At 63.2% G+C, this 11,513-nt stretch carries 10 protein-coding genes; 6 read left to right on the forward strand and 4 right to left on the reverse strand.

Translation table 11 applies throughout. The annotated features are described in order from the left end of the window. Positions 1-175: 175 nt before the first annotated feature. Positions 176-1,066 (reverse strand): LysR family transcriptional regulator, encoded by an 891-nt coding sequence (locus APH42_RS09240; protein WP_060493191.1) that lies wholly within the window; start codon positions 1,064-1,066, stop codon positions 176-178. Positions 1,067-1,202: 136 nt separating this feature from the next. Here APH42_RS09240 and APH42_RS09245 point away from each other — a divergent pair, with 136 nt between their 5' ends. Together APH42_RS09245 and APH42_RS09250 are read left to right on the forward strand one after the other, a co-directional pair. After that, complete coding sequence (locus APH42_RS09245; protein ID WP_012274799.1) at positions 1,203-2,693, forward strand: aldehyde dehydrogenase family protein; 1,491 nt, start codon at positions 1,203-1,205, stop codon at positions 2,691-2,693. A gap of 187 nt (positions 2,694-2,880) precedes the next feature. After that, entirely contained in the window at positions 2,881-4,167 is a 1,287-nt protein-coding gene (locus tag APH42_RS09250) for an FAD-binding oxidoreductase (protein ID WP_012274798.1), read from the forward strand. Positions 4,168-4,213: 46 nt separating this feature from the next. Here APH42_RS09250 and APH42_RS09255 read toward each other — a convergent pair whose 3' ends face one another. After that, entirely contained in the window at positions 4,214-5,641 is a 1,428-nt protein-coding gene (locus APH42_RS09255) for a mechanosensitive ion channel family protein (RefSeq protein WP_041166807.1), read from the reverse strand. A 232-nt stretch (positions 5,642-5,873) separates the two neighbouring features. Between APH42_RS09255 and ycaC (APH42_RS09260) the strand changes: the two genes are divergently transcribed. From ycaC (APH42_RS09260) to APH42_RS09270, 3 genes are all read left to right on the forward strand, one after another. Further along, positions 5,874-6,503 (forward strand): isochorismate family cysteine hydrolase YcaC, encoded by a 630-nt coding sequence (gene ycaC / locus APH42_RS09260; RefSeq protein WP_060493192.1) that lies wholly within the window; start codon positions 5,874-5,876, stop codon positions 6,501-6,503. A gap of 116 nt (positions 6,504-6,619) precedes the next feature. Beyond that, positions 6,620-6,928 carry a hypothetical protein gene (locus tag APH42_RS09265; RefSeq protein ID WP_012274795.1) on the forward strand — a complete coding sequence of 103 codons (309 nt, stop codon included), beginning with the start codon at positions 6,620-6,622 and terminating at the stop codon, positions 6,926-6,928. Between the two features lie 281 nt (positions 6,929-7,209). Then, positions 7,210-9,051, forward strand: coding sequence for an amidohydrolase (locus tag APH42_RS09270; protein ID WP_177336845.1), 1,842 nt, complete (start codon positions 7,210-7,212; stop codon positions 9,049-9,051). Positions 9,052-9,127: 76 nt separating this feature from the next. Here the strand turns inward: APH42_RS09270 and APH42_RS09275 are convergent, their stop codons facing one another. Further along, positions 9,128-10,039, reverse strand: a complete 912-nt coding sequence (locus APH42_RS09275; RefSeq protein ID WP_012274793.1) for a LysR substrate-binding domain-containing protein — start codon at positions 10,037-10,039, stop codon at positions 9,128-9,130. Between the two features lie 135 nt (positions 10,040-10,174). On the opposite strand from APH42_RS09275, the gene ycaC (APH42_RS09280) reads away from it, so the two are divergent. After that, the gene (gene ycaC / locus APH42_RS09280; protein WP_012274792.1) at positions 10,175-10,804 is read left to right on the forward strand and encodes an isochorismate family cysteine hydrolase YcaC; all 630 of its coding nucleotides are present in this window, start codon (positions 10,175-10,177) and stop codon (positions 10,802-10,804) included. Between the two features lie 115 nt (positions 10,805-10,919). Here the strand turns inward: ycaC (APH42_RS09280) and APH42_RS09285 are convergent, their stop codons facing one another. Further along, a complete protein-coding gene (locus APH42_RS09285; protein ID WP_012274791.1) occupies positions 10,920-11,213 on the reverse strand; it encodes a hypothetical protein in 294 nt (97 codons plus the stop codon). Positions 11,214-11,513: the final 300 nt, after the last annotated feature.

Raw genomic sequence — 11,513 nt, forward strand, 5'->3', positions numbered from 1 at the left:
TGGTTGGGTTCGGACGCTTACATGAAAGCTGGGAATGCACTTGGCTCACAAGCGAAAAAAAGTGAGTGTGTCATTCCTTTTTTGATCGACCTTCAGGGCCCTTTCGCGGGTAAACCCGCTCCCGCAGTGGCTGCGCAACGCCCTTGTGGGAGCGGGTTTACCCGCGAAGAGGCCCTCAAGCCTGAAGCTGCTCGTGAATCCATTCCACCAACGCCCGCACCTTGGGCACCTCCGCCGCATGCTCGGCATACGCCAGGTAATGCGCCCCGGCACTGCGCATCGCATGGTTCCACGGCACCACCAGGCTCCCGTCCGCCAGTTCCTTCGCCGCCAGGTAACGCGGCACCAGCGCCACGCCGCACCCGGCCTGTGCCGCGCTCAACGCCATATAGAACGTATCGAAGCGCGGCCCGTGATAGGCGCTGACGCTCTGCAAGCCCAGCTCCTGGAACCACTCATGCCACGCTTCCGGCCGCGACGTGCTTTGCAGCAGCACCAGGTCGGCAAGCTCTGCCGCATCGCCCAGCGTGCGCCCGGCCAGCAGCTCCGGCGCGCACACCGGTACGACCTCTTCGCGGAACAGCTCCACGCAGGTGGCCCCCGGCCACGTGCCCTGGCCATAGAAGAACACCACGTCAGCCGAACCCTGCAGCAAGGCGAACGGCTCCATCTCGTTGCGGATGTCCAGGTGGATATTGCTGTGCCGTTTGCCAAAGCCCTTCAGTTGCGGGATCAACCAGCGCACGCCAAAACTCGGTTGCGTGGCTACCTTCAATATCTCGGTCTGCTCGCCATAAGTGAGCACGTAGCGGCTGGACATATCCACCTGGGTGAGGATCTTGTTGACCTCGGCCAGGTACAGGCTTCCGGCCGGGGTCAGCTGCAGGCGCCGGCGGATGCGCAGGAACAGGTGGTGGCGCAGCATGTCTTCAAGCTGCGCCACCTGCTTGCTGACCGCGCTCTGGGTCAGGTGCAGCTCTTCGGCGGCACGGGTAAAGCTCAAGTGGCGGGCTGCAGCTTCAAAGCACTGCAGGGCGGTCATGGAAGGCACCAGGCGTTTGGACATAGCGGTCTCTGCGGCTCGAATCATTACCTGGTGGAATGATATGCGGAATAAAGGTCGTTTGTTGTACCTATGTGATCGGATTAATACTGATCCCCATCAATTTTCCACCCCATCACCCGATGTAGGAGAAGCACTAATGGTTGCTGGATTGCTCGAGCGCCTTGGCGTTGCCGCCGAGGCTTACACCCAGGGCGACTACCCTGTTCACACGCCGATCGACGGCAGCCAGATCGCCTCGGTGAAACTGCTCGGCAAGGCCGAGACCATCGCCCGCATCGATCAGGCTCAAAGCGCCTTCGACGCCTGGCGCACTGTGCCGGCCCCGCGCCGTGGCGAATTGGTACGCCTGTTCGGCGAAGTGCTGCGCGAGCACAAGGCCGACCTGGGCGAGCTGGTTTCGATCGAAGCCGGCAAGATCACTCAGGAAGGCCTGGGTGAAGTGCAGGAAATGATCGACATCTGCGACTTCGCCGTGGGCCTGTCGCGCCAGCTGTACGGCCTGACCATCGCCTCCGAGCGCCCAGGCCACCACATGCGCGAAACCTGGCACCCGCTGGGCGTGGTCGGTGTAATCAGCGCCTTCAACTTCCCGGTTGCGGTGTGGGCCTGGAACACCGCGCTGGCCCTGGTGGCCGGTAACTCGGTAGTGTGGAAGCCGTCCGAGAAGACCCCGCTGACCGCCCTGGCCTGCCAGGCGCTGTTCGAAAAAGCCCTGAAAGCCTTTGGCGACGCCCCGGCTGGCCTGGCGCAACTGGTGATCGGCGGCCGTGAAGCCGGCGAAGCCATGGTCGATGACCCGCGTGTCCCGCTGGTCAGCGCCACCGGCAGCACCCGCATGGGGCGCGAAGTCGGCCCACGTGTGGCCGCCCGCTTTGGCCGCAGCATCCTGGAACTGGGCGGCAACAACGCCATGATTCTGGCCCCGAGCGCGGACCTGGACCTGGCCGTGCGCGGCATCCTGTTCTCCGCTGTCGGCACCGCCGGCCAGCGTTGCACCACGCTGCGCCGCCTGATCGTGCACCGCTCGATCAAGGACGAAGTGGTTGCCCGCGTCAAAGCCGCCTACGGCAAAGTGCGCATTGGCGACCCGCGCAAGGACAACCTGGTGGGCCCGCTGATCGACAAGCTGTCGTTCGACGCCATGCAAGGTGCGCTGGCCAAGGCCCGCGACGAGGGTGGCCAGGTATTTGGTGGCGAGCGTCAGCTGGCCGACCAGTACCCGAACGCCTACTACGTGTCGCCTGCCATTGCCGAAATGCCGGCGCAAAGCGACGTGGTGCGCCACGAAACCTTCGCCCCGATCCTGTACGTGCTGGCTTATGACGACTTCGAAGAGGCCCTGCGCCTGAACAACGAAGTGCCACAAGGCCTGTCGTCGTGCATCTTCACCACCGACATTCGCGAAGCCGAGCGCTTCCAGAGTGCTTCGGGCAGCGACTGCGGCATCGCCAACGTCAACATCGGCACCAGCGGCGCCGAGATCGGCGGTGCGTTCGGTGGCGAGAAGGAAACCGGTGGTGGCCGTGAGTCGGGTTCGGATGCCTGGAAGGGCTACATGCGTCGTCAGACCAACACCGTGAACTATTCGCGTGAGCTGCCGCTGGCACAGGGTATCGTGTTCGACTGATGGTTTGATGCTGCATGGCCGGGGGCTATGCCCCCGGTTCGCGGGTGAACCCGCTCCCACAGGGACAACACAGCTTTCGGAACCTGTGATGTCCCTGTGGGAGCGGGTTCACCCGCGAATGGGCCGCAAAGCGGCCCCAATAAACCAGATGCACCTGCAATAAGAACAACACTGCTGGAGCCGGGCCATGTCCGAACTGCGTCAAGAATGCTTGTGGGAATTCGTCAGCAAACCGAGCGTTGCCGCCCAGGCCCTGGCCGGTGAGCACAAGGCCGATGTCTGCGTGATCGGCGGCGGTATCACCGGTCTGTCGGCGGCCATCCATCTGCTCGAACAGGGCAAGTCGGTGATCTTGCTGGAAGCGTGGAAGATCGGCCACGGTGGTTCCGGGCGCAACGTCGGCCTGGTCAACGCTGGCACCTGGATCCGCCCCGACGACGTCGAGGCCACCCTCGGCCAGAAGCAAGGCAGCCGCCTGAACAAGGTGCTTGGCGAAGCCCCGGCTGAAGTGTTCGCCATGATCGAACGCCTTGGCATCGACTGCCAGGCCCAGCACAAAGGCACGCTGCACATGGCGCATAACGCCACGGGCATCGCCGACCTCGAAGCCCGCCACGAACAATGGCGCCGCCGTGGTGCCGACGTCGAGCTGCTGACCGGCGCCCAATGCCAGGAATACTGCGGCACCAACAAGATCTCTGCCGCGCTGCTCGACCGCCGCGCCGGCACCATCAACCCGATGGGCTACACCCAGGGCCTGGCCGCCGCCGTGGCCCGCCTGGGCGGCAAGCTGTTCCAGCAGTCTTCGGTCGAAGGCCTGGAGCGTGACGGCGATGCTTGGCGGGTGAAGACTGCGCGGGGTTCGGTGCGCGCCGACAAGGTGGTGATTTCCACTGGTGCCTACACCGAAGGCGACTGGAGCAACCTGCAGAAGCAGTTTTTCCGCGGTTACTACTACCAGGTGGCTTCCAAGCCTTTGCAAGGCGCAGCCGCCGACAAGGTGCTGCCGCATGGCCAGGGCTCGTGGGACACCCGCACCGTGCTCAGCAGCATCCGCCGCGACGACCAGGGCCGCCTGCTGCTCGGCAGCCTGGGCCGGGTCGACAACAAGCCAGCGTGGTTCGTGCGCAGCTGGGCGGACCGGATCCAGAGCCACTACTACCCGGAACTGGGCAAGGTCGAGTGGGAAATGCACTGGACCGGTTGCATCGACTTCACCCCCGACCACCTGATGCGCCTGTTCGAGCCGGCGCCGGGGCTGGTGGCGGTGACGGGGTACAACGGGCGGGGCAATACCACGGGCACCGTGATCGGTCGGGCATTTGCCGAGTTTTTGCTGAAAGGGGAAGCGGACAGCCTGCCGATTCCGTTTTCGCCCATGAGCGGGGTGAGTGCGCCTTCATTGCGCACCGCGTTCTATGAGTCCGGCTTCTCGCTGTACCACGCGGGGCAATGCTTGAGAGTTGTGCTGTAAGCACTGGCCTCTTCGCGGGTGAACCCGCGAAGAGGCCAGTGCCGGCTTACTTGTGTAACCAGCTGAGGAAGCCGCCTTTCTTGATCAGGGCCGGCTTCTGCAGCAACAACGACTCGCGGTTCTGCCGCCGAAACCGCTGCAACTTGCTCAACGCCGTCTGCACTTCGCCACGCTGCTGCAGGCAGCTCTTCACCTGTTCCTTGTCGATGCGGTACAGCACGCAGCTGGTCAGCGTGCGGAACTCGGCCAGCGAATCGTCTTCGTCGATGATGCCCTCGATCCCCAGCACTTCACCCGGCCCCATGCGCCCGGCTTCCAGCAGTTTGTCGCCATCGCGCACCGACGCCGATACCACCCCGCTGCCAATCACCAGCAAATGATCTGAATGCTCGCCAACCCCCAGGATCACCTGGTCCGGCAGGTACTCCACTGCGGTCATGCGCTGGCTCAAGGCGTCTCGCTCTTCATCGCTCAGCGAGCGGAACACGCGGACCTCGTCCAGCACTTCGCGCTGGCGGCTGCGCGGCGGCACGGCCAGGTCGACGTTCCACATCACTCCGCTGGCTTCCAGATGCCGGTGCGCCAGGTCGAACAGCTGGTTGCGCGCGTCACCCTTGGCGCCCATATCGGCCACGAAGCCACTGGCCTCGTACTCCACTGACTCCAGCGTCGAGGCCTTCACCGTTACTTTCGGTTTTGGGGTGGCAAGAATGGCACTGACGCCTTGCAAGGCCTTTTCCAGCGCGTCGAACACCCGCTTGGGGCGCACCTTGGCCGGCACCACCACGCTGATCGTGACCCCATGCACATCGGCCGGGCGGCTGTGGTTGAGCAGCCGTGCCTTGGCCGCCACCGAGTTGGGGATTACCGCCAAACTGCCGCTGCCGGTGAGCAAGCGGGTGGCGCGCCAGTCGATGTCCAGCACCTTGCCTTCGGTGCCGTCGATAGAGATGGAGTCGCCGATCTGGTAGGGCCGCGTGGTGTTCAGCACGATGCCGCTGAACACGTCGGCCAGGGTGCTCTGCAGCGCCAGGCCAATGACGATGGCCATCACCCCGGAGGTGGCCAGCAGGCCCTTCACCGGCAGCTGCATCACATAGCCTGCGGCAGCCACCACGGCGGCGAGGAAGATCAACGCCCCCAGCACATCCTGCAGCAACCGCCCGCCATGGCTGCCACGGGCTACCAGCAACAGGCCGAACACCACGGTTACCGTGCGTGCGCCAAACAGCCACCAGCCGATCGCCAGTACCGTGGCCATCAGGTTGCGCGAGACATCGTCGGGCCAGGGTGGCGGCTGCAGCGGGCTCATGCCGGCGGCCACCAGCACTGAACTGAACAGCAGGAATATCACCAGCCGCGTGCCGATGCGCCAGGCTCGGCGCTGCATGGGGATGGCTTGCCAGAGCACGAGGTCGAGCAGGATCAGGGCGGTACCGAGCAACAACGGGGATGACTGGATGAACGCCAGCATGGTGGTCTCGGGGTGAGGGGAGGGCTGTGGGTAGTAATAGAGCAGGTTTGCAGGGCAGGCAATGGCAGCCCGCGAAGAGGCCAGCAAAATCAACGCCAATCTATCGTTCCTAAAACAGAACGTTAAAGCCAAAAACCACCATCTACCGCTCCAAAGGTCCTGGTTTTAATCTTCAACCATCAACGCGAAACACCCTACTTACTGAAAATCAAAACCATCAGGAGCTGCCACCATGACCCACTTCAAATACAACCGCCTGAACAAAGACGACGCCGCCGTACTGCTGGTCGACCACCAGGCAGGCCTGCTGTCCCTGGTCCGCGATATCGAACCCGACGCATTCAAGAACAACGTGCTGGCCCTGGCTGACCTGGCCAAGTTCTTCAACCTGCCGACCATCCTCACCACCAGCTTCGAGCAAGGCCCCAACGGCCCGCTGGTGCCAGAACTGAAAGCCCTGTTCCCGGACGCCCCGTACATCGCCCGCCCAGGCCAGATCAACGCCTGGGACAACGAAGACTTCGTCAAGGCCGTGAAGTCCACCGGCAAGAAGCAGCTGATCATCGCCGGCGTCGTGACCGAAGTGTGTGTTGCCTTCCCGGCCCTGGCGGCACTGGAGGAAGAGTTCGAAGTGTTCGTGGTGACCGATGCCTCCGGGACCTTCAACGCCATGACCCGTGACGCCGCCCATGACCGCATGAGCCGGGCCGGTGCGCAGCTGATGACCTGGTTCGGCGTGGCCTGTGAGCTGCACCGCGACTGGCGCAACGACATCGAAGGCCTGGCCGCGCTGTGCTCCAACCACATCCCGGACTACCGCAACCTGATGACTAGCTACAACGCCTTCAACGCCGGCAAGTAAGCCAACCTTTCCGGGCACCCCCAGGCGGTGCCCGGCCAGGGCTGCATACCCATCCAATCCACCGCCCGTCCGCCGTTGCACAGTGGATGCGGGCAAGCTCATCCCAAGGAACGCCGATGAACACCGCACTCCAAGACAACCGCGAAGTGGTGACCGTATGCCTGCAACACAAGGTGCTCGGTAGCCCAACGGGCGCCACGGTAGCTCAACCGCCGCGCTGGAAGCAGGCGCTGCTGACCTACCTGGTGATCTGCCCGATGACCATGGTCATTCCGCAACTGCTGGCGCCGCTGTTCGCACGCTTCCCGCAGTTGGGCGGCCCGATCACCGGCAACCTGGTCGTGAACCTGTTCGTCATCCTGCCCGTGGTGTTCTACATCATGCCTTGGGTAACCCGCCGCTGCGCCAATTGGCTGCGCGGTTGAGCCGCGCCGTCGCGGGCTTGACCCCGAAGGGTACAGCCTTGGCGGCACGAAACTTGATCAGGGCTAACCTTCTACAACTCTGCACCAACCGGCATGCCCCGCAGTTGCGCCTGCCACCGCACCCAGAGACGGAGAACAGCATGTCCCAGGACCGCAACGACAAGACCCGTCGCCAGTTCCTCGCCACCAGCACCGTGCTCGGTGCCGCCGGCGCGCTCTGGTCCGCATTGCCCTTCACCGGCCAAGCCGGTTCAGCTCACGCATCCAGCCAAGGAGGTTCCATGTCCGCCGACCTGATTCTGTTCAACGGCAAACTGCACACCGTTGACCGTGAAAAACCTACCGCGACTGCTGTCGCCATCAAGGACGGCCGCTTCGTTGCCGTGGGCAACGATGCCGAGGCCATGGCCCACAAGGGGGCAGCCACGCAAATCATCGACCTCAAACAGCGCACGGTGATCCCAGGCCTGAACGACTCGCACCTGCACTTGATCCGCGGCGGCCTGAACTACAACCTGGAGTTGCGCTGGGAAGGCGTGCCGTCGGTGGCTGATGCCTTGCGCATGCTCAAGGACCAGGCCGCACGCACGCCTACGCCGCAGTGGGTGCGTGTGGTCGGTGGCTGGAACGAATTCCAGTTCGCCGAGAAACGCATGCCGACCCTGGAAGAGATCAACCAGGCCGCGCCCGACACCCCGGTGTTCCTGCTGCACCTTTACGACCGCGCACTGCTCAACCGCGCGGCACTCAAGGCTGTTGGCTACTCCAAGGACACGCCGAACCCGCCGGGTGGTGAAATCCAGCGGGACAAGTTCGGCAACCCGACCGGCATGCTGATCGCCCGCCCCAATGCAATGATCCTCTACGCCACGCTGGCCAAGGGGCCGAAGCTGCCACTGGAGTACCAGGTCAACTCCACCCGCCAGTTCATGCGTGAACTCAACCGCTTGGGCCTGACCAGTGCCATCGACGCCGGTGGCGGCTACCAGAACTTCCCCGACGACTACTCGGTGATCCAGGAGCTGGCCGACAACAACCAGCTGACCGTGCGCATTGCCTACAACCTGTTCACCCAGAAGCCCAAGGAAGAACTGGACGACTTCAAGAAGTGGACCGCCAGCGTCAAGCTGCACAGCGGCACCGACTTCCTGCGCCATAACGGCGCCGGTGAAATGCTGGTGTTCTCGGCCGCCGACTTCGAAGACTTCCTCGAGCCGCGCCCGGACCTGCCACAGACCATGGAGGAAGAGCTGGAGCCGGTGGTGCGCCACCTGGTCGAGCAACGCTGGCCATTCCGCTTGCACGCCACCTACAACGAATCGATCACGCGGATGCTCGACGTGTTCGAGAAGGTCAACCGCGACATCCCGTTCAACGGCCTGCCGTGGTTCTTCGACCACGCCGAAACCATCACCCCGCAGAACATCGAGCGCGTGCGCGCCTTGGGCGGTGGTATCGCCGTCCAGGACCGCATGGCCTTCCAGGGTGAATATTTCGTCGATCGCTACGGCGCCAAGGCGGCTGAGCAGACCCCGCCAATCAAGCGCATGCTCGACATGGGCGTGCCGGTGGGCGCTGGTACCGACGCCACCCGTGTGTCCAGCTACAACCCGTGGACCTCGCTGTACTGGCTGGTCAGCGGCAAGACCGTTGGCGGCATGGCGCTGTACCCGGAAGGCCTGAGCCGCGATACCGCGCTGCAGCTGTTTACCCAGGGCAGTGCCTGGTTTTCCAGCGAACAGGGCAAGAAGGGCCAGATCAAAGTGGGCCAGTTGGCCGACCTGGCGGCGTTGTCGCTGGACTTCTTCAGCGTCGATGAAGAGGCGATCAAGGGCATCGAGTCGGTGCTGACGATCGTCGATGGCAAGGTGGTGTACGGCGCAGGTGAGTTCGACAAACTGGGCCCGCCGCAGGTGCCTGTGTTGCCGGAATGGTCGCCGGTGGTCAAGGTGCCGGGGCACTGGCGCGTCGGTACGCCATCGTTGGCCGCCGCCGTGCACCAGTGCAGCGGGCCATGCGGGGTGCATGCGCACAGCCATGAGAAAGCGCGGCATTCGAGCGTACCGGTGAATGACTTCCAGGGCTTCTGGGGTGCGCTGGGTTGTTCATGCTTTGCTTTCTAAGCTGAACTGATGTGAAAAAGGGGGCCAGTTTTGGCCCCCTTTTCTGTTCTTTCACTGCTGGCGCTTTCGCCGGTGCTCAAGCCATGTCGCTGATGGCAAATTCCTCAGCCAGATGATCGATCAACGCTCGCACCGACGGCAGCAACCCGCGCCGCGACGGGAAGATCGCATGCACGATCCCGCAACGCGGGTGCCACTCAGGCAGCAGCTCTACCAGCCGCCCTGCCGCCAGGTCTTCACGCACCGCCACTCGCGGCAAGTGGGCAATCCCCACGCCTGCCACCACGAAGTGGCGCAACGCGAACAGATCGTCAGTCACCATGCGCGGCTTATGCGGGATGACGATGCTGCGGCTGTTGCCCTCACCCTGAAACAGCTCCCACTGGTACTCACGCTGGGCACTGCCCCAGTGCACGCTCGGTAGCGTGCCGAGCAGCTGTGGGTCGAAACCTTTGGGCAATTGCTCCAGGTATTGCGGCTGGCCGACCAGGCACTGGGTGCTGTTGCTCAGCACCTTCATCACCATGTCGGTGTTCTCCAGCGGCGGAAAGCGCACCCGCAGGGCAATGTCGAAGCCCTCGTGCAACAGGTCGACACGGCGGTTGGTACTTTCGATGAACAACTCCACCTGCGGGTACTTGAGCATGTAGCGGGTCAGCATCGGCCCAACCCAGGAATTGAGCAGGGTAGTCGGGCAACTGATGCGCACCAGCCCGCGTGGTTCGCTGCGGTTGCGCTCGATGATCTCTGCCGCGCCCTCGGCCTCTACGCGCATGGCCAGGCAGCGGTTGTAGTAGGCCTGGCCGATCTCGGTCAGTGAGCAGTGCCGGCTGGTGCGGTGCAGCAAGCGCACGCCCAGGCGGTCTTCAAGGTCGGCGATGCGCCGGCTGAGCTTTGACTTGGGCATGTCCAGCGCCCGGCCGGCTGGGGCGAAGCCACCGTGCTCAACGACTTGGGTGAAGTAGTAGAGGGAGTTGAGGTCTTCCAATGATCGTTCTCCAAATGGAACGCTAAAGGCATTTTTCGCAGTCTACCGCCGTGAAGGTGATGATTTTAATCTGTGCCCATCAACGCGAAACACCCCGAATTGCTGAAAAACTCATAACCCTTAGGAGCACAGACCATGAGCAAATTCACCTACAACCGCCTGAACAAAGACGACGCCGCCGTGCTGCTGGTGGACCACCAGGCTGGCCTGCTGTCCCTGGTGCGCGACATCGAGCCGGACAAGTTCAAGAACAACGTGCTGGCCCTGGCTGACCTGGCCAAGTTCTTCAACCTGCCGACCATCCTCACCACCAGCTTCGAGCAAGGCCCCAACGGCCCGCTGGTGCCAGAACTGAAAGCCCTGTTCCCGGATGCCCCGTACATCGCCCGCCCAGGCCAGATCAACGCCTGGGACAACGAAGACTTCGTCAAGGCGGTGAAGGCCACCGGCAAGAAGCAGCTGATCATTGCCGGTGTGGTGACTGAGGTCTGCGTAGCCTTCCCGGCGCTGTCGGCGCTGGAAGAAGAGTTCGATGTGTTTGTGGTGACTGATGCTTCCGGTACTTTCAACGAAATGACCCGCGATGCCGCCCATGACCGCATGAGCCAGGCGGGCGCCCAGCTGATGACCTGGTTCGGCGTGGCCTGTGAGCTGCACCGCGACTGGCGCAACGATGTGGAAGGGCTGGCTGCGCTGTGCTCCAACCACATTCCGGACTATCGGAATTTGATGACCAGCTACAACGCGTTGACTGCGGGGAAGTAATCAACCGATAGCAGCACGCACAAAGGCCGGCTCTCTCTATAGGGGGCCGGCCTTTTTTGTTTGCTGTGCTGGCCTCTTCGCGGGTCCACCCGCGAAAGGGCCGGTACAGGCGGCATCAATTCATTGGCTGTGACTCAATCCCATCCAGCAGTGCCTCAACCAGCCCTTCTGCCATTTCGAGTGAGTTTAGGTTGCTCCAGAACAGGCTTTTGCCTGTCTCATCCAGATGCTCCAGGGCTTTGTAGCCACAGTCGTAGGCACCGCGCAGGTACTGGGCGACATGTACCAGGGCGTCGTGGGCTGAGACGCCGGGGTTTACGGTGAACAATGGGGGATGGCCGGCATCGCAGCGGCTGAAAGGGCGTTGTGTGGTGTTGGGGAGGGGTGGATCGGGAACAATCTTTTTCATAGCCAAACTCCGATAGAGGTTGGCCGGCACCATCCGTTTCCACGCGAAGGGTGGCGGCTGCACGCGGGGTGGAAAGCCGGGCTATCGGAACCCCGGCAGGCCATACGGCCTCCCGCGTGCAACTGCCATGACGACAGCTGTTCCGATTACCTGCCGGGTTTCCACACCCGATCGCTGAACCGACAGCGACCCGGTCAGCCTAGAGAGCAGGCCTTCCCCGGACAATCAGACGGGCGTCGACACGGGGTGTAGGATAAATCCTCGGGATCGGCGGTGACGTAGGAAATGGTTGGTCGGGAA

The sequence above is a fragment of the Pseudomonas sp. NBRC 111140 genome (assembly GCF_001320885.1).
GTDB lineage: Bacteria > Pseudomonadota > Gammaproteobacteria > Pseudomonadales > Pseudomonadaceae > Aquipseudomonas > Aquipseudomonas putida_P.

Coding starts and splice junctions, on each gene's coding strand:
- APH42_RS09240 (WP_060493191.1), bottom strand. CDS start 1,066: ATGTCCAAACGCCTGGTGCCTTCCATGACCGCCCTGCAGTGCTTTGAA.
- APH42_RS09255 (WP_041166807.1), bottom strand. CDS start 5,641: ATGCTGGCGTTCATCCAGTCATCCCCGTTGTTGCTCGGTACCGCCCTG.
- APH42_RS09250 (WP_012274798.1), top strand. CDS start 2,881: ATGTCCGAACTGCGTCAAGAATGCTTGTGGGAATTCGTCAGCAAACCG.
- ycaC (WP_060493192.1), top strand. CDS start 5,874: ATGACCCACTTCAAATACAACCGCCTGAACAAAGACGACGCCGCCGTA.
- APH42_RS09265 (WP_012274795.1), top strand. CDS start 6,620: ATGAACACCGCACTCCAAGACAACCGCGAAGTGGTGACCGTATGCCTG.
- APH42_RS09245 (WP_012274799.1), top strand. CDS start 1,203: ATGGTTGCTGGATTGCTCGAGCGCCTTGGCGTTGCCGCCGAGGCTTAC.
- ycaC (WP_012274792.1), top strand. CDS start 10,175: ATGAGCAAATTCACCTACAACCGCCTGAACAAAGACGACGCCGCCGTG.
- APH42_RS09270 (WP_177336845.1), top strand. CDS start 7,210: ATGTCCGCCGACCTGATTCTGTTCAACGGCAAACTGCACACCGTTGAC.
- APH42_RS09285 (WP_012274791.1), bottom strand. CDS start 11,213: ATGAAAAAGATTGTTCCCGATCCACCCCTCCCCAACACCACACAACGC.